Consider the following 17,934-nt stretch of genomic DNA (forward strand, 5'->3'; position numbering starts at 1 on the left):
CTCTCACTCCTTATACTGAGCCAACTCATTTTCTGTGTGGGCACCAGTTCCACTACTGATGCTGCTGAAACAGAGCCTCTCACGATCAAAGAGATCAACCAGACCTGGCAACAACGCCGCGAACGTCTGCAGGCAATGCGGCTCGAGCTGTCTCAGGAAACGACATCCAGTAAGCTCCCGTATATGAAGTCAAATATCCATGATGAAGATGTGCCACTCACAGCTGCGGAAACCCGTCGCTATCTGCAAGAGCAGGTCGAATACAGCACACGGTACTCACTCCTGCTGGATTCTCCACGATTTCGCTGCCGCTATTGGGGCCGTCATCCAGACTTGCAATTAAAAGAAATGTACAATCATGATATGACTTTGACGACCGATGGCCAGACTGCGGCACACTACTATCTCTTCAGAGAAACAACCCATGCCACAATATTTAAAGATCCTGCAGAGTACAGGATCTTTTTCTGGGCAAACCTGAGTCCTTTGTGCTGGTCTCTGCTGGCGGGCGATCCCTGCACGGAAACGTCGCTGGATGGTTTCTTTCCCCAAAACCAAATCAAACAGATCCAGGGGATCGATTGCACCGTTTTGGAAAAAACAGACAAATCAGGCGTCAGTCGTCTGTGGGTTGCTCCCCGTGATTACGAATGCGTCGTGATGCAGTATGAGCGACTAAAATCTGGTAGAAAATACTTTACGTTTCAGTTCCAATATTCCAACAATATGGAATCAGGACCTCTACCCACAACCTGGGAAGTGAAGCAGTATCAATTTTATGAGAACCAAAACTATTTGACATACGCCTCGAGGTTCAAGGTCGACTCCATTAAATCCAATGTTACGATACCTATTGAGCAGTTTAAGATGAAACTCCCCCCGGGAGCGCACGTCTCTGATCTACGCAAACCCAATCCTCAGGGAGGCGAGCTGAATTATATCGTCAAAGAGGATTCAGAATAAATTCGAATAACAAAAGGATACCCGGGACATGCACACTCGCGCCGCTGTGTTGTATGAAATGGAAAAATCGACTCCCTACGCCGAGTCGAAACCGCTGGTGATTGAAGAGCTGCAGCTGGACGATCCCGGTCCGGGGGAAGTGCTGGTGGAACTGGCGGGAGCCGGGCTTTGCCATTCCGATCTCTCGACGATCGACGGTTCACGGCCCCGGGTGATGCCGATGGTGATGGGCCATGAAGCCAGCGGCATTGTTCGCGAAGTCGGCCCCGGCGTACACGATCTGCAACCCGACGATCACGTGGTCTTTTCCTTCGTCCCCCTGTGCGGCCACTGTATTCCCTGTGCCACCGGTCGTCCTGCCCTCTGTGAACCTGGTGCGAAAGCCAACATCGCCGGCACCCTGCTTTCAGGTCGCCGTCCTTTTCGTAACGCGTCGGGAGAGGAGATCAATCACCACCTCGGCGTAGCCGCCTTTTCTGAATACACGGTTGTTGCCCAGGAATCACTGATCAAGATTGATTCACAACTCCCCCTGAGTACCGCCGCCCTGTTTGGCTGCGCGGTGATGACCGGCGTGGGCGCGGTCGTCAACACCGCGAAAGTGGAACCGGGCTCCAGCGTGGCCGTCTTCGGTCTGGGAGGGGTGGGCCTGAGTACGATCATGGGCGCCCGTGCCGCGGGTGCCGAATCGATCTTTGCCGTGGATCTGCTTCCCGATAAACTGGAACTGGCCGACCAGGTCGGCGCGACACATCTGATTAACGCTGGTGAAGAAGATCCCGTATTAATGCTCAAAGACATTATGCAGGGCGTCGATTATGCTTTCGAAAGCGTGGGCAGCGAACAAGTCCTGCAGCAGGCCTATGCTGCTACCAAACGGGGTGGTATGACTGTCACGATCGGACTCCCGCACCCGGCAAAGATGTTTTCGATCCCCGCAGTCAGCCTGGTCGCAGAGGAACGTACCATCAAAGGGTCGTATATGGGTTCCGCGGTCCCGCGACGGGATCTGCCCCGTTTCATCGCCATGTACCAGGCGGGCCTGCTGCCTGTCGACAAGCTGCTCTCGCGCACGATTCAACTGGATGAAATCAATGCCGCCTTCGATGAACTCGCAACCGGAGCCGCGGTTCGGCAGGTGATTACGTTTGAGAAATAAGAGCTGCTTGTTTCCAGCTATTATTCCGAATAGAGTTGGTGCTTGATTCCAAATTGATAGATGTACTCATTCAGGTCTTCCAACTGTTCGATCAGACGATCATAGACAGGCCCCAACTGCTGATCAATTCTGTTATCCAGGTCCTCATCCTCACACATTCGATCATAAAACTCGTCTACACTTTCAGGAGTCAAATCATTCTGGCCAAACATGATCGATTTCGCATTTGCATATTCGTCTGCAACAGGTTTAAATCCATGATCCACCAGTGTAGTCATGTCTTTCTGATATTCTTGAACCCGACGTTCAAAATACGATTGAATCCCATCGACCATTGTCTCCCCATAGATACAGGACAAACGATAATAGGTCTCTTCGATACCAACCAACTCTTCCTGCTGATGATAAACCCGTTCCACCAGCATTTTCCAATACTCATCACTGTTCATTGTCTTCACCCCGGATTCAATCACTTGTTTCATCTGAACGGGGATACGCCGGCCCCACAATCTCCCAGATCTGATCCGCCATCTGCTGCTGACCGGCCCGCGAAAGATGGATACTGTCCAGCGTCGCTCCTCCACCTGCCAGGACAGACAAGAAGACCCGCTTCGGTATCAGTTTGACTCCATATTTTCGCGCGAGTTGCCGTTGAACCAGGCCATACTGATGATAAAAGGGAGGCAGCGGCAGTTCCAGCATCACGAGTTGGCGTCCCGGCGCAGCCAGAACTTTTAACAGCGCATTCAGATCAGCTTCGAACTGTGCTGGTGTGGTCGATCCCAGAATATCATTGCCACCAATCTCCAGCAGCACCAGGGGTGATTCTATCCGGGTCGCGATAACTTGCTTTCGGGCCGAGGAGACGGTTGCACCGACACGCGATAAATCCTGCACAGCAATCCCGTATTTCTGTTTCAAAAGCTGAGGCCAGGTTTTCGTCTGCGGATCTCCCAAACCGGCGGTTACGGAATCGCCAATCACGGTCATACTCCGCTCAGACACAGGCTCGACATGCGGCAGTCGATGACAGGGAAGTTCCATCCCCAGCGCCGCCAGCCAGACAACGATCATCGCATACGACAATCCCCGCTGCTTCCGCTTTCGAAACTGTACCAGCAGCCAGATCAGGATCACAGTTCCCAATACACTATACGACCACCAGGGCAGGGGAGTTGACGAGACAACCACCGCAATCACTCCCAGCAGGAACGAAAGGCCCATCATCCGTCTTGTCCACAGCTTGTCATTCAACGACAACATGGCCGCCAGGATGATCAGAGTACAACCTGTAAAGAATGACTGTCCCGACGCGATGTGATAGACAATCGGATTCATTATAAATCCGTTTCGTTAATGGCCGGCATATCATATTTCGACTCAAAGTAGCGTGTCGTATTGAGCAATGTTGTAATCAGAATATACGTCCCCATGCCTCCAGGAATTAATACAAACAAAAATGGGACGAAGAATTTATCAAGCTGAAATGTGTTATCAATTACCGATTCAGCCGGATTTTCTGGAATCACATAACAGACCAGTGCCCCCCGTTTATCCTGAAACGATTTGATAATGTCATACAGATATTGATGATACGAAATCGAACAGTGCTTACTGCTGTAAACCGAAGGACGTCTTCCCGTGTATGTTTTGCCATTGAAGACATATTCATACTTCGCAAACACCTTTCCCGTTGATTCTTCATCCCCAATGAACACAAAACGCACATTTAATACCCGGGTTACGGGCGTCGCTACCGCTGACCTGAATTTCCAATAAGTCAGCACATCGGGAAGAGCCACTACAAAGAGCATATACGAGGCAACAGAAATCAGAACCACTCCGGCACCAAGTCCCAGGAAAAAGTTTCTTGGCTGGAACATCTCGGCTTCCGAAATGTTATTATTACCTGATAGAGAATTGAATTCGACCATCGTCTACACCTCATGCAGCGGTTTCTTTCCCTGGCTGTTTCGTCTTCAACTTATCCGTTTTCTTTCTGAAATCAGAAAACCACCACAGAGCGACCGCGAAATTAATCAGGCCGATGAACAGGAAATGCACTCCCCGTCCCGCCCACCAGGCATAGGTGAATATACATGCAAAGAGGAATAGAAGACAGACAAACACAACGCTTTCGGGGCGGGGTGACTGATCTGCCGGCTCAAAGATCGACGCATTGAATTTCTGAAACTTGTCCCAGCCATCCTGCATATCACGATCCAGATCATGCCGCAGGCGGTTTGTAATTTCAATCTGTTCGGCTTTGGAATAATTATCAATGTGAAATTTGAACTTCTTGAACGGAGACTCCACAACGATCGCCCCCGTCAGTGAGAACCACTGCAGGTGCGTCACCTCATCAAAGGGGATCTCCGTTGTACGGAAGACGTCATGCTTGATCAGCCTGAAACCTGAGATTTCCAGTCGCTCACGATAATACGACAATATGCACCAAAGCCCCAGTAGCGAACAACCGAGAAAGAAGCCACCAAACAGGAACGCCGAGAAAACCGGATAGCGAAAGGATCCATCCAGATTATAGAACGCAGCCAGCGCGGCCCCGATTCCGGCAAGTGAAAACAGACTCACACTGGCGATGCCCAGATAGAGATAAAAAGGACGCAGCCGATAAAATCTGACGGGTTGAGATACATTCATCGAGTTGAAGATCCCTCTTCTTGATCGGCCCGCAGTGAGAAAACTGATTGTGAATATAGATCGCACATACCATCAATCATATGTGTCTTAACTCATCTTTCTTCACTAAATTCAGCACTCAAGTTTAACACAATATCCTTAAACAGGAGAATAGAACTTTCCAAGGCTGTTAGCAAACTCAATTCAGCTCTACGCTACGAGTTCAAAAATCGTCCGCCTGCTGCCGGCTCTCATAGTCCCTTCGTCGGACGAGCGTGGTCTCCACAAACTGGTTCTCTTGCTCTTCTGAAATCACATTCGGTGTCCCTGGAGCAACTGAGGTGATCAACGTCGAATTGATCACGCGACATTGTCTGGCATTTGGAGTGAGTATCGTCGCCGTGTGCAGAACTCCCTGCCAGGCTGGTTGTGCTTCGGAACAGGGAGCGCATGAATTGTTGATACAGACAATCTGGTAATCGAAGTTGGAAAAGCAGGGAACCTGAGTCGTGTATGGGCGCAGAATTTCAGATCCCGATTGAAACATGGGGTTGTACTCCGCTAAAAATTCGGTGGGCGTCAGTCCTCGATCTGAAGCACAGCGGGAGTAATCAGAAATAGCAAGTGCACTTTGCACTTCGGTCGGCTCATACCCCAGCATCAGAAAACACTCTACCGGACCATTGTCCCGGTGCGGCTTTGTCGAATTCTGCTGATCAAAGCGTCCCAGCGAGAGATACTGTAATGTCATTCCGCGTGTCCGTTCATGGATGGCTGCCAGTTCCTGTTTGAGACTGACCATCGTCTTGCGCAACTCATTTGAATCGATCTTCGATCCCAGCGTAATCAGACAAAACCCAGGCTCGCTGAAATCCGTACGACAGGTCCGGCGATAAACGATACGAGCCAGATCAGAATAAGTATTTACATCTCGATTCAGACAGATCGAGTCGATGGGCCACGCAAGGGACTCTGATTGCATCAGCTTCACTTTCTATTCATTCTGGAACAGCTTATGGATATCAATATTTTAAACCGTCCGGCGGAAGGAAATGCCACATTTTCTCATCCCAATAGACTACAATGTCACCAGACAGGTTCTTCTCAGATTTCATTGGCTTCACAGAATCGGGCAGAAACATGAATCGTCTCCTTATTTTCGGCATTATTCTCGGTAGTCTCCTCTGTCTCACCGCCAGCGAAACAGAAGCACTCCCTCATACTCGACAGTTGGAGAGTTCCGAACCGGACTACACTGCCTGGCCCTGGCCCGTCGCCCTCCCCCCAGACAGTTCCCCTGAAATCAAAGCGGCTGCGAACCGACTGACGAAATCGCTCAATAATCCCCTGGCTAACCTGCAAACAGAGCGAAACCCGGTCTGTGCTTTGTGGCTGGAAATCGGAACCTGGAAACCCAATCCGTCAACGCCCGGTTACCTGATCCTCATTCAACCGGGCGGAGGACGGATCATCGCCACCGACCTGCAACAACTGGAACGGGCCATCGAACAGTTGAATCAGCAGAAACGGATACGCAATGGAATGACGGAACTCCCCATCGGCGTCCTTACCAGTTATCCTCTGATTGGGAAAGACCATGCCGGATCCTGATTTTCAACTCTCTGCGGAATTTTATTTCCCCGTGGAAGGCACCCCCTCACTCGATGTGCAGGAAGTTGTGAAGCTGATCGAACGCAGTCTGCCTACAGCCGTGATCGACTTCGAACGAGGGAGGCAGCACGTTCAGGCAAATATTGACCGACTGAAATCTCTGGGAGCACCTGAGATCATCTACCGTGGTGAATATCAGCTTTTGGACCGCACAATCTATGTAGAAATTCCAGTACCTGATCGTGCCGAGAAACTCGTCGGATTTACGTGGGGTTTCAGCTACCTCGATGGTTGTCTTGGTCTGGAATGCACGCCGTTTGACATGGATGTCCTCAAGGCAGGAGCCCTCATTGTCGCCCGGTCGCTGGAACTGGATCTCTCACTGGAATCACCTGACAACCTGGACATTGGCATTCTCTTTAAATCTGGTCAGCTAACTCCATCAGAACTGATCGAGAAACAATTTTCCGATTTAGTGTCTGTCTCCCGGGTGCGTCGTGTCACTGATGACTGGCAATCGCGAATCGAATCTGCCTGCGTGACCTGGCTGAATGAACATCCGGCAGAACAGACCGCAAACCGCTGGCGCTCTGTGGTCACGGACGGATACAGCCTGGGCCACTCTCTGATCCATCGTCTGACCTCCATGGGAACGGTTCGCAAAGCCAGTATTGTCGACTTTGATCGTGAGTTCTGGCACAGCTGTCTCGCACTGGAATACGACGACTGGAGTGGGCTGGTGAATCTGTCAGGTCTGCCACAACCACTGCTGGAGAACTGATAAATCCACGAAAGACCAGGCGTTTTCTCAAACAATCACCGGCTTAAGATCCTGAATTCTTCGACTCTGCAAGTGACATCCCTGGTGGGGCCTGCTAATATTTAAGTTAGTTTATATATTGTCCGCACCAGCATTATCCCTGTATTGTCTCAGATTCGTCCATGCGAGATTCATTACGGATAGTTTTATTGCTACTGACCCTCTCTCTCTGGGGTGCACCACAACTTCCCGGAGCGCAAGAGAGTGGACCAAGGCAAATTCAGTTCAACCGCGACATCCGGCCGATCCTTTCCGAAAAGTGTCTGCACTGTCATGGTCCGGACGCCTCCACCCGCGAAGCCGATCTCCGTCTTGATGATTCGGAAAATGTGTTCCAGCCCCGGGATGGCTACCAGATCATCGATCGCCAGCATCCCGACCAGAGTGAACTGCTCCAGCGGCTGTTGACCTCTGATGACTCACTCAAAATGCCACCCGTCGATTCCGGTAAGGAACTGACGCAACAGGAAATTGATTTACTCAAACGCTGGATCAAAGCAGGAGCTGTCTATCAGCAACACTGGTCCTTCATCCCGCCTCGGCATCCAAAACTCCCTGCAGTCCAGAATCAGAACTGGTGCCAGAATCCCATCGACCGGTTCGTCCTGAACCGTCTGGATCGGGAAGGGCTCAAACCATCGCCTCAAGCTGACAAAGCCACGCTCTGTCGGCGATTGTCTCTCGACCTGACCGGTCTGCCTCCCACGTTGGAAGAGTTGGATGCATTTCTCAAGGACGAATCTCCGCGAGCCCTGGAAAAACTGATCGACCGCCTGCTCAGTTCACCCCATTACGGCGAGCACCGGGCCCGCTACTGGCTCGACGCGGCCCGCTATGCCGACACCAGTGGTTATTTCACCGACGAAGAATGGGAGATGTGGCACTGGCGGGACTGGGTGATCGACTCCTTCAACCGGAATCAGCCTTTCGATCAGTTTACCATCGAGCAACTGGCCGGCGATCTGCTTCCCGATCCCACACAGGACCAGTTGATCGCCACCGGCTTCCATCGCAACCACATGACCACACGCGAAACCGGTATCATCGATGAAGAGTACCGCGTGGAATACATCGTCGATCGACTCGATACCACATCCACCGTCTGGATGGGCCTCACCATGGGCTGCGCGCGGTGCCACGATCACAAATACGATCCCATCTCGCAAAAAGAGTTCTACCAGCTCTTCGCCTTCTTCAATAACACCCCCGAAACCGGCAATACCCGTACCGCAGGCAACGCACAACCGGTCCTGCAGATCCCTTCTGATGAATATCGTGCGAAAGAGAAATCGCTGCAGGACCAGCTGGCAATCCTGGAACAGCAACATCAACAGAACGAAACAGAACTCGGCCGGCTGCAGACGGATTGGGAGCAGGAAATTCGCCCCATGCTACAGCCTCCTTCCACTGAGGGGTTGATCCTGTATGCCCCGCTGGATGACCCGAGCCAGAATCAGACACTTAATGCCATCGGCAATGTAGATTTTGTCCCCGGCTTTCTGGGGCAGGGGGCCGACTTTGACGGTACCGCACTTTTGGAAAGCAACTCACAACTCCCTCTGAACCGGCACACTTCGTTTTCAATCGCCGCCTGGATCAAACCGGCATCGGGGGGGCCTGTCTGTCTGCTGTCCCAGAACGATGACCGCCAGCAACTGCGGGGATTCGATCTCATGCTCCGGAAGGGCAAACTCTGTGTCCACCTGATCCACGCCTGGAACAGTAACGCGATCCAGGTGGTCACCGACAACAGCATCAGTACCGGCCGCTGGCAACATCTGCTGGTTACCTATGATGGGTCTTCCACTGCAGCCGGCGTTCGCGTTTATCTGAATGGTGCGTTGCAAACCACCTCCGCTCCCTACGACAGCCTCACCGGCAGCATTACCACCACTGAACCATTCCGTATCGGCCGTCGTTCGACCAGCGCCTTTTACAAGGGAGCCATTGATGACCTGCGGTTCTATGCTCGGACATTGTCCGCTGAGGAAGCCCGGCAACTCGCAGATTCTCAATTTCTGGCCGCCACGCTCACAATTCCAACAGCGAAACGCACTAAACAAGAACAGCAGGCCCTGCGAACCTATTTTCTCAACACGGCTGCTCCTGAGACTTTTCGCCAGACGGAATCAGCACTACAGAAAAAACGCGACGAACTTACTAATCTCCGAAAGCAGATCCCCACCACGATGGTCATGCAGGAAAATAAACAGCCGCGGGAGACCTTCATCCTTGAGCGGGGCGTCTACAACCATCCGGGCGATAAAGTGACCGCCCAGGTTCCCGCCGCCTTGCCCGGGTTCAACTCTGAATTCCCAACCAATCGCCTCGGTCTGGCGCGCTGGATCACCAGCCCCGAACATCCGCTCACGGCCCGCGTCTATGTGAACCGGCTCTGGCAGCAGATGTTTGGAGTCGGACTGGTCAAAACGGTGGAAGACTTCGGCTCACAGGGGGAATGGCCCAGCCACCCCGAACTGCTGGACTGGCTCGCGGTCGAATTTCGCGAAAGTGGCTGGGATGTAAAGCACCTGATCAAACTCATTGCACTCTCGGCGACTTACCAGCAGTCCTCTCGCGGAAACAGTGAATTGTATGCACGCGATCCGGAAAACCGCCTGTTGTCGCGGGGTCCCCGCTTCCGTCTCGACGCTGAAACAGTCCGTGACAACGCACTGCGAATCAGCGGTCTGCTGGTGGCGAAGCAGGGGGGACCGAGTGTCAAACCGTATCAACCCGCCGGCCTCTGGGAAGCGGTCTCCTATGACGGCAATGTCAGCTACCAGCAGGACAGGGGCGACGGGCTGTATCGTCGCAGCCTCTACACCTACTGGAAGCGGCAGAGCCCGCCCCCCGGGCTGATGGCTTTCGATGCCCCAACGCGAGAGACCTGCACCGTACGACGTCCCCGCACGAATACACCGCTCCAGGCACTGGTACTGATGAATGATCCGACTTACCTCGAAGCGGCCCGGGGTCTAGCAACACGTTCCTTCAAACAGGCTGGGAGCGAACCGGAACGTATCGCCTTTCTGTTCCGCTCCGCCACCAGTCGCCTGCCTGACAAGACCGAACTGGAGATCCTGACTCGTCTGCTACAGCAACAGCGTCGTATCTATCAGAGTGATCAACGGGCTGCTAATGAACTGATCCAGGTCGGTGAAGCGCCCGTGGATACAACTATCTCCCCTACGGAACTGGCGGCCTGGACGATGCTCGCCAGTACGATTCTCAACATGGATGAGACCGTGACCAAACAATAACCCAACAGGTCCCCTGATGCAGATCGATTTCAACCAACTTCAACAGGATGTTACCCGCCGACAGTTTTTCCGTCGCAATGCCACGGGGATCGGTGCAGCGGCCCTGGGTTCGCTGCTCAATCCAGGTCTGTTTGCGAATACCCCCGATGCCATTCATCCTGCTCACTTTCCCGGGAAAGCGAAACGCGTGATCTACCTGTTCATGCATGGCGGCCCCTCCCAGATGGAACTGTTCGACTATAAGCCCCGTCTCAAGGATCTGAACGCCAGTCCGCTCCCTGCTTCAGTCCGCGGTGATCAACGCTTAACCGGCATGACCGCCAATCAGAAATCGTTTCCGATCGCAGCACCCAACCAGTTCCGCTTCCGACAACAGGGAGAGAGCGGTACCTGGGTCAGCGATGCACTGCCTCACCTGGCAAATGTGATTGACGACGTCTGTGTGATTAAATCGATGCACACCGAAGCCATCAACCACGATCCGGCCGTCACGCTGATGCAGACCGGCCATCAGCAGCCGGGTCGCCCCAGCTTTGGCGCCTGGTCCAGCTACGGTTTAGGCAGTGAGAACCAGAACCTGCCTGCGTTTGTGGTGCTGATCTCCGACGGCAGCGCTTCCCGCCCTGCCGATCCACTGTATGCCCGACTCTGGGGAACCGGCTTTCTCCCTTCCAGCCACCAGGGAGTCAACTTCCGAAAAAACGGCGACCCGGTACTCTATCTCTCCAATCCTCCCGGCCTCAAAGGCGAGAGCCGACGGAGCATGCTGGACAGCCTGGCGCAACTGAATCAAAGGCAGTTCGAAGCCTACCGTGATCCGGAAATCCAGACCCGCATTGCGCAGTATGAGATGGCTTACAGAATGCAGACCTCCGTCCCTGAGCTGACCGACTTCTCGAATGAAAGCGAGCAGACATTCCGACTCTATGGCGATGCTTCCCGTAAACCGGGCACCTACGCTGCCAACTGTCTGCTGGCACGACGGATGGCAGAGCAGGGCGTGCGGTTCATCCAACTCTATCACCGGGGCTGGGACCAGCATTACAATCTGCCCAGCGATCTGCGCCTGCAGTGCGGCGACATCGACCAGCCGACCGCGGGTCTGCTCACCGATCTCAAACAGCGTGGATTATTGGATGACACGCTGATCATCTGGGGCGGCGAATTCGGTCGCACGATTTACAGCCAGGGCACTCTCACGAGCACCGATTACGGCAGAGATCATCACGGCCGCTGCTTCACAATGTGGCTGGCCGGCGGCGGGATCAAGCCAGGCATTTCCTACGGCGCGACTGATGACTTCTGCTACAACATTGCCGAAAATCCGGTCCACGTGCATGATCTAAACGCCACACTCCTGCACTGTCTCGGTCTGAATCACGAACGTCTGATCTTTAAACACCAGGGCCGTGATTACCGTTTGACTGATGTGCATGGGACGGTGATTGATGAGATCCTGGTTTAGCGCTACAGCCTCATCTCCTTAGACATCACGATTTTCATCGTCTTCATCCTGCTCTTCGCTTATACTCCAATTAACGCTTCCATAATCCAGCTTCCGAATGGCAGGATATCCGATCCGTTCTTCGATTAAGTCGAGCGACTTCATCTCTTCTGACCCAGGAATTAAAGTTTCGGATGTTTCTTCGTCAGGCTTCAGAATCCAAGCTGTTCGATCAATCCAGGTCTCTCGAAACAGAGCAATCGTGCGTTTCACTGATTCGTCGTTCGCATGAGTCCCATTCCAAATCGAAGATTTCAGCTCCCACTGTTCTCCCACGTCCTGAGGAAAGATCCAGATTTCAGGAACTTTTCGTAAACCTGTCCGTTCATCCCAGAGGCTGACCAGCGAATATTCTCTGCCATTTAACTCTGATACAATTTCATTGAGAGGACGTCGGCCGCCCTGCTGATGCAAAGCATTATCTGCGCTCCGTTGATTCAATGATAATTTTAATAATGTGCCAATGACTCCCATTGCCAGGAACAATAACACAAACAGGGAGAGATACCAGAAAGCAGTAGTCAATGGTTCCGGCAACTTCGCCAACAGGAAGATCACTGCTCCAAAGAGTAACATCACTATTGAAACAGCTATCCATGTAACAGCATAAAGTAGAAATTGTTTCGTCATTCTCAGCATTGATTCTGCCCGGGTAAACCTGGATTGAAGGAAAGCACCGATTTCCCTTACCAGATCTTCCGCGGACTCCGTTTTCGCTAGCACGATATACCCCGACCAGATATCCCATTCCAGGCCGACACGCAGGTCCTCCTTCTGAAATTCCTGGAACATTTCATCCAGACCAATGATCAGTTCACCCGCCGGTTCCAGTTGAAATTGTCTGACCACGGATTTTGTGATCGCGGTATAACGGCGAGAATCGATGTCGTAAAAGTCGATTGTCAACTGCTGGCTGGCATTGCGATATTCCTGCATGACATTAACTGGCTTGGGTATGAAGTATTTCTGAAGAGACCGTAAGCATTCTTTTTAGAGGACACCAGCGCAGGGGATCAGGTTCTTTATTACTACTCTGACTCCGGGGATTGTTCTGCTCCCACAGCCACTTCTGGCGGAAAACAAATCGAATTGATGTACTTACGCATCATCGCAGGTAATGCGGTCATTTCATCTGAAACCAGAAAACTGATATGCCACCATTCGCCATCTCGATTGATGTAGAGATCATAGTCAGATCGTGCGGGATCATCGAAGGAATCTTTCCGACTGATGACCATTCTCTCATACGCAGGAAATCCCTGAAATTTGACGCGTTTAAATTTTGAGAGGTCTTCATTTTCAGGTGGTGGCGAATTGATCCAGATTGAGAGAGAAGAGGGACGACGCCTCATCCCGCAACGCGGCCAGATAAGTAACGAATGAAACTCCGGTTCTTCCTTACCATGCCTGATTTCCCAGTTGGGTGGTAAAATAATGGATGGTCGTGCCGGATACGAAAATCGGTTCTTCTCGTCAGGTAGTATGTCGGGAATCATCTTCCCGGGCGGGCCATTGGGATCACGGGCCTGCTGAACGGCAGGATAAAGAAGCGCAATCAGAATCACGTTGATCAACACGATCACCAGCAATTCTTTCAACGTGAAACCGCTTCGTTTTGATCTCTTCATAAAAAGGGCTTTCGCTGGAGAGTTGAATTGAGTGACTGATCATTCCTCTTTTGTTTCAGGATTGTTTGACAACTCTTTCACTTGATCCACTTTCGGTGGAAAACGAATCGCATTTATGTACTCGCGCATCATCTCCGGTAATTCATCTAAGTCTTCGACTACCGAATAGCTGACATGCCACCATTCGCCATCCCGATCATGATACTGATCGTAAAGAGTAACATCTGCATTATCAAAAGCCGGCTCTCTTACGTGGATCACCCTTTCATATGCGGGATACCCTTGAAACTGGAACTGCTTAAATTGTTTCAGTTCAGTCTGATCGGGCAGTCTGTCTTCTTGATTATAATCACCTACTCTACCAATCATAAGAACCGCGCGATCACGCCCCTTTCTGCTACCACGAGGTGTGATGCGCAGCCAGGGATTATCAGGCCCCAGATCCCTGATCTGAACCCAGTCAGGTGGAGGAATAAAAGAGATCCCAGATGTGTGAGTAACCCGATTTTTTTCGTCTGGTGCCGTCACTGGAATCAGTTTTCCGAGTGGGCCATCTGAATTAGGAGGCTGTATTGCAGGGTAAAGCAGGGCGATCAAAATAATGATGATAAAAATAATCACCAGGAATTCCACTTTCGTAACAGCGGCACGCTTAGATTTTGTCACCAGACTCACTTTCTGCAATCTAATCTCTCCTCAACTGAACCCGCAACAGAGTCTCACATCAGGGGTAAATCGGACGTACTTTCTCTGTCCCCAAAAACAACAATGAATAACAAGCTCAGCACAGCTTGAGTCAACCGGCCTGCAGTATCGGGAACACTCCAACTGGTTCATTGCAGTAATTGGTCCACGCAAGTAGAGACTTTCCACATTACAGGCTGTAACCCTGCGCAAAGACATCTCACCTGCATTAATCGCTGATTCCAGCAACCGGATTGATGCGCGAACTGGCTCAGTTCCCATCCTCGATTCGCCAGCGTCGCTCTTTAGGCGGCAGTGCTTTGTAAAGCACATGGAAGGCGCCCAGCATGAACACCAGCGCGGGCATCAGCACAATTCCTGCCACATGGGGAGGAAAGCGATCTCCCAAAGCCAGCATACAGGCCAGATCGACCAGAGAAATGAGCAGTCCCATCCAGACCAGAAACTTAAAGCGGCTCATCAGAGCCGGGCTGATGGGGGGAGAGGTTGTTTTCATGGCGACACTCCCTTTCAAATCAAAGAAATGAATTGTGCTCTCCATTGTAACCGCTAGTCACATGAACACAAGTTTTTTCTTCAGAGACCTATGCTTTAGGAAAGCATTGCTCTATCCAACTGAGCTTTTACATTTACATTGCTGCCAATGGCATATATGATCAGCTCACTAGATCCACTAGAGGAGCGCCGATGCAGATTTTAACTCTCACCAAATATATCAAAGCCGACCTGATCGCCAGGCTGTCGCGGGATGAATTGCCCCCTGAATCGCTGACGCTGGCGGCGCTGTCTGACCATTATCAGGTGAGCGTCACCCCCATTTATCATGCTATTAATGAGCTGATCGAAGAAGGATACCTCTATCGCGAAAAAAACCGGCGTCTTTGTGTCAATCTGGACAAAATGGACGATGCTCAGACAGCAGCGCAAACCCCTCAGCCCGCTCCGCCTGAAGATCATTTCAAGCGGATCACCGATGACCTGCTCACTATGAGTCTCAATGGAGAATCGGTCTTCCTGCGGGAAATGGCTTCCGCGAAAAAATATGACATCAGCCGCACCAGCCTGCGAAATATCTTCAACCGCCTGGCTGGAGATGGAGTGCTGGAGCATGTTCCCCGCCGAGGCTGGAAACTGAGATCATTCAATCAGCACGACCTGGATGCTTTCATTGAAGTCCGCGTGGTGCTCGAACTCAAAGCGCTGGATCTGGCGAAAGAGAGCCTGGATCGACAGGTGCTGCAGAAAATACTGGATGGGAATCAGGTGCCCACAACCGATGACGAGCCGCTGCAGATCGACAACAGCCTGCACGAATATCTGATTAAACATTCAGACAATTATTACATCATCAGCTTTTTTGATCGGCACGGCCGTTATTTCGATCTGCTGTTTCTCTGGGAATCAAACGACCGCGCTGCCGCAATTCAGGAGATCCAGCAGCACCAGCGGATCTTAACCGCGTTGCTTAAGAAAGACTGGGCGAAGGCCCGGGAAGAACTCGAATTCCACCTCCGCAGCAATCACCCGGTGCTCTCGCAGCTTAAACGCTGAAGCTTACTCTTCGTCGCCCGCTTTATGGTGCGACACGGTAATCGTACTGCTGATGCCGCCCCGTGGAGTAAATTCCGCCCGCAGTTCCAGCCAGCGGGGATCGGTAACCGCAACCAGATCGTCCAGGATGCGGTTGGTTACGTCTTCATAAAAGGCACCCACGTTGCGATAGCTCTGCAGATAGAGCTTGAGCGATTTGAGTTCGAAACAGACCTGATCCGGAATGTAGGTGATAACCAGTGTACCGAAATCGGGTTGGCCGGTTTTCGGGCAGACCGAGGTAAATTCGGGACAGACGGTCTCCATGACATAGTCACGGTTGGGATAGGGGTTTTCGAACGTTTCCAGCAGGCTGCGGGGGGAATCGGCTTCGCTCATGGTCGTTTGTTTCTCTATCGAAAGAATCGGTATGACGTATCACAAATGTGACCGTGTTCTATAGCGATTGTCCGAGGCGTGCAAGCAAATCGAACCGATTTTCACGCAAATCAGGTCAAATCTTGATAAAGATCTTCTGCAGGTACATCCAGAGACAGATCAGCCACAGTACAAACAGAACGGTCGCCGATACTGCGATCGGTGCGTAAGGACAGTCTGAACTGAACAACGAGCCGGCAACCGACCAGCCCGTCATCTCGTCTACCGTCGTCAGGTGCATCTGGAGCGACTTTTGAACCCAGGGACGAATCAGCTGTGCCATGCAGTACATGGCGATCGAATTCATGCCGACGACCACAAACGGGAAGGCCCACTTTTTATACCCTTTGACGTCAATGATCCAATAGAAAACCGCCAGGAACCAGAACGCCCAGCCCGCACTGAAGATCGCCCAGCCGGGAGACCAGATCCGCTTCACAATCGGCACCAGGTGCCATTCCCACTGCTCAATGTTGACCGGCCAGATCGATGTATCGAGCAGCATCGAGACCACAAAACAGATCAACCCCGCCTGCAACAGCCATTTGACTTTCATCTTCTCCAGGCGATTGGACATCAGCAGCTGCCCCGCCATTAGACCGAACAGCATGGTGGCAATGGAGGGGATGAAATTGAGTGTCTGATAACCACCGCCATTCACCCAGAACTTCTGTCCTTCATACGGTTCTTCGTAGCGGGGGAATTGATTCAGAAACTGACGGTCCACCGCAGCAGCAGCATTCGTATGTTTATTCCAAGGCTCACCAAAGCCGGAAAACTGTGACCATTCCGCTTCGTCTTTGTGTTTGACTTCCGTGAGATATTTTTTGACCGCCGTCAGCTCTTCTTCAGCGGGCATGTACTGATAGAAAAAGAACCAGTAGCCCCCTAAAATCGTCACTACGCCGATCAGCTGGGTCACAAATGACCGGTTGACGTAAAAGAAGACGACCAGATAGCCCAGACCGATCTGGCACAACACATTCGCAAATGTGAAATTCGTATGCGGACCAGATCGTGATGAGAGAAACACTCCCAATGCCACGAGCAATACGGCCCGAAAGATCGCATGCCCCCAGATCCGAAGCGTGGAATCGCCCTTCTGTTTGCGTTTGCGAACGGAAAAAGGCATTGAGACGCCGACCATAAACATAAAGGAAGGCTGAATCAGATCCCAGAAACCAGCTCCCGTCCATTCGACATGACTCAACTGATAGGACAGCGTCTGCCAGAGATACTTCCAGGAAGATTCCCACTGCGTGCCGTTATACTGTTCCAGAATCTCGGGAGAATTCCGCAACGCATTGGCAATGTACAGTCCGCCAGAGGCCATCGCCAGCATCACAAACCCCCGGTAGGCATCCAGAGATGTCAGTCGCTGACTGACCGGAGGCTGTTTTCCCTGCTCCTGTTTTTTCGCTGCAACTGTCGCTGGCGGGACAGCCTGTGGATCAGGCGGGGGAGTCTCTGGTTCCTTCTGTAGAGGAATCGTTTCCGGTTGAGGCGCGTCTGAATTCGGAGTATTTTGCGACATCTGATTTACTAATCTGTTTAGAAAAGTTAAGGTATCACTACAAAAGACGAACAGTAGAGGACAGGCTCCAGGAACCTGTCTGTATCGTACCGTGTTTTACAGACAGAGTAAAACTCCAATCAAAGTCGATTTATCTTTA

Annotated in this window: 18 protein-coding genes; 7 read left to right on the forward strand and 11 right to left on the reverse strand. The window is 51.9% G+C overall.

Going from position 1 to position 17,934, the window contains the following annotated elements; translation table 11 throughout:
* The first annotated feature begins 183 nt into the window (after nucleotides 1–183).
* Complete coding sequence (locus Enr10x_RS09460; protein WP_145448864.1) at nucleotides 184–963, forward strand: hypothetical protein; 780 nt, start codon at nucleotides 184–186, stop codon at nucleotides 961–963.
* 28 nt (nucleotides 964–991) lie between these two features.
* On the forward strand, nucleotides 992–2,122 hold the full coding sequence (locus tag Enr10x_RS09465; protein ID WP_145448865.1) for a zinc-dependent alcohol dehydrogenase family protein: 1,131 nt from the start codon (nucleotides 992–994) through the stop codon (nucleotides 2,120–2,122).
* Nucleotides 2,123–2,142: 20 nt separating this feature from the next.
* Here Enr10x_RS09465 and Enr10x_RS09470 read toward each other — a convergent pair whose 3' ends face one another.
* From Enr10x_RS09470 to Enr10x_RS09490, 5 genes are all read right to left on the reverse strand, one after another.
* Nucleotides 2,143–2,571 carry a hypothetical protein gene (locus tag Enr10x_RS09470; protein ID WP_145448866.1) on the reverse strand — a complete coding sequence of 143 codons (429 nt, stop codon included), beginning with the start codon at nucleotides 2,569–2,571 and terminating at the stop codon, nucleotides 2,143–2,145.
* A gap of 16 nt (nucleotides 2,572–2,587) precedes the next feature.
* On the reverse strand, nucleotides 2,588–3,460 hold the full coding sequence (locus Enr10x_RS09475) for an SGNH/GDSL hydrolase family protein (RefSeq protein WP_145448867.1): 873 nt from the start codon (nucleotides 3,458–3,460) through the stop codon (nucleotides 2,588–2,590).
* Nucleotides 3,460–4,056: a DUF3592 domain-containing protein gene (locus Enr10x_RS09480; RefSeq protein WP_145448868.1), complete on the reverse strand. Its 597-nt coding sequence runs from the start codon at nucleotides 4,054–4,056 to the stop codon at nucleotides 3,460–3,462. The genes Enr10x_RS09475 and Enr10x_RS09480 overlap by 1 nt, the downstream gene beginning before the upstream one ends.
* A gap of 10 nt (nucleotides 4,057–4,066) precedes the next feature.
* Entirely contained in the window at nucleotides 4,067–4,783 is a 717-nt protein-coding gene (locus Enr10x_RS09485) for a hypothetical protein (RefSeq protein WP_145448869.1), read from the reverse strand.
* Between the two features lie 202 nt (nucleotides 4,784–4,985).
* Nucleotides 4,986–5,744, reverse strand: coding sequence for a hypothetical protein (locus tag Enr10x_RS09490; protein WP_145448870.1), 759 nt, complete (start codon nucleotides 5,742–5,744; stop codon nucleotides 4,986–4,988).
* Between the two features lie 158 nt (nucleotides 5,745–5,902).
* On the opposite strand from Enr10x_RS09490, the gene Enr10x_RS09495 reads away from it, so the two are divergent.
* The 4 genes from Enr10x_RS09495 (at nucleotide 5,903) to Enr10x_RS09510 (ending at nucleotide 11,921) form a co-directional block, all read left to right on the forward strand.
* On the forward strand, nucleotides 5,903–6,373 hold the full coding sequence (locus Enr10x_RS09495; protein ID WP_145448871.1) for a hypothetical protein: 471 nt from the start codon (nucleotides 5,903–5,905) through the stop codon (nucleotides 6,371–6,373).
* Nucleotides 6,360–7,154 carry a hypothetical protein gene (locus Enr10x_RS09500; protein WP_145448872.1) on the forward strand — a complete coding sequence of 265 codons (795 nt, stop codon included), beginning with the start codon at nucleotides 6,360–6,362 and terminating at the stop codon, nucleotides 7,152–7,154. The genes Enr10x_RS09495 and Enr10x_RS09500 overlap by 14 nt, the downstream gene beginning before the upstream one ends.
* 161 nt (nucleotides 7,155–7,315) lie before the next feature.
* Entirely contained in the window at nucleotides 7,316–10,456 is a 3,141-nt protein-coding gene (locus Enr10x_RS09505) for a DUF1553 domain-containing protein (protein ID WP_145448873.1), read from the forward strand.
* A gap of 16 nt (nucleotides 10,457–10,472) precedes the next feature.
* Nucleotides 10,473–11,921, forward strand: a complete 1,449-nt coding sequence (locus Enr10x_RS09510) for a DUF1501 domain-containing protein (RefSeq protein WP_145448874.1) — start codon at nucleotides 10,473–10,475, stop codon at nucleotides 11,919–11,921.
* An 18-nt stretch (nucleotides 11,922–11,939) separates the two neighbouring features.
* Here the strand turns inward: Enr10x_RS09510 and Enr10x_RS09515 are convergent, their stop codons facing one another.
* The 4 genes from Enr10x_RS09515 to Enr10x_RS09530 all read right to left on the reverse strand — a co-directional run bounded on the left by Enr10x_RS09515 (nucleotide 11,940) and on the right by Enr10x_RS09530 (nucleotide 14,789).
* On the reverse strand, nucleotides 11,940–12,896 hold the full coding sequence (locus tag Enr10x_RS09515) for a hypothetical protein (protein ID WP_145448875.1): 957 nt from the start codon (nucleotides 12,894–12,896) through the stop codon (nucleotides 11,940–11,942).
* A 92-nt stretch (nucleotides 12,897–12,988) separates the two neighbouring features.
* Nucleotides 12,989–13,588 (reverse strand): type II secretion system protein, encoded by a 600-nt coding sequence (locus tag Enr10x_RS30515; protein WP_261343253.1) that lies wholly within the window; start codon nucleotides 13,586–13,588, stop codon nucleotides 12,989–12,991.
* 39 nt (nucleotides 13,589–13,627) lie between these two features.
* Nucleotides 13,628–14,272 (reverse strand): hypothetical protein, encoded by a 645-nt coding sequence (locus tag Enr10x_RS09525; protein WP_145448876.1) that lies wholly within the window; start codon nucleotides 14,270–14,272, stop codon nucleotides 13,628–13,630.
* Nucleotides 14,273–14,543: 271 nt separating this feature from the next.
* The gene (locus tag Enr10x_RS09530; protein ID WP_145448877.1) at nucleotides 14,544–14,789 is read right to left on the reverse strand and encodes a hypothetical protein; all 246 of its coding nucleotides are present in this window, start codon (nucleotides 14,787–14,789) and stop codon (nucleotides 14,544–14,546) included.
* A gap of 191 nt (nucleotides 14,790–14,980) precedes the next feature.
* On the opposite strand from Enr10x_RS09530, the gene Enr10x_RS09535 reads away from it, so the two are divergent.
* A complete protein-coding gene (locus Enr10x_RS09535; protein WP_145448878.1) occupies nucleotides 14,981–15,844 on the forward strand; it encodes a GntR family transcriptional regulator in 864 nt (287 codons plus the stop codon).
* Nucleotides 15,845–15,847: 3 nt separating this feature from the next.
* On the opposite strand, the gene queF is transcribed toward Enr10x_RS09535, so the two are convergent.
* Together queF and Enr10x_RS09545 are read right to left on the reverse strand one after the other, a co-directional pair.
* Complete coding sequence (queF, locus tag Enr10x_RS09540; RefSeq protein WP_145448879.1) at nucleotides 15,848–16,222, reverse strand: preQ(1) synthase; 375 nt, start codon at nucleotides 16,220–16,222, stop codon at nucleotides 15,848–15,850.
* A 115-nt stretch (nucleotides 16,223–16,337) separates the two neighbouring features.
* Nucleotides 16,338–17,795, reverse strand: a complete 1,458-nt coding sequence (locus Enr10x_RS09545) for an acyltransferase family protein (protein ID WP_145448880.1) — start codon at nucleotides 17,793–17,795, stop codon at nucleotides 16,338–16,340.
* Nucleotides 17,796–17,934 lie beyond the last annotated feature (139 nt).

Origin of the sequence: Gimesia panareensis (assembly GCF_007748155.1) — a bacterium.
In the GTDB taxonomy this organism is placed as follows: Bacteria; Planctomycetota; Planctomycetia; order Planctomycetales; family Planctomycetaceae; genus Gimesia; species Gimesia panareensis.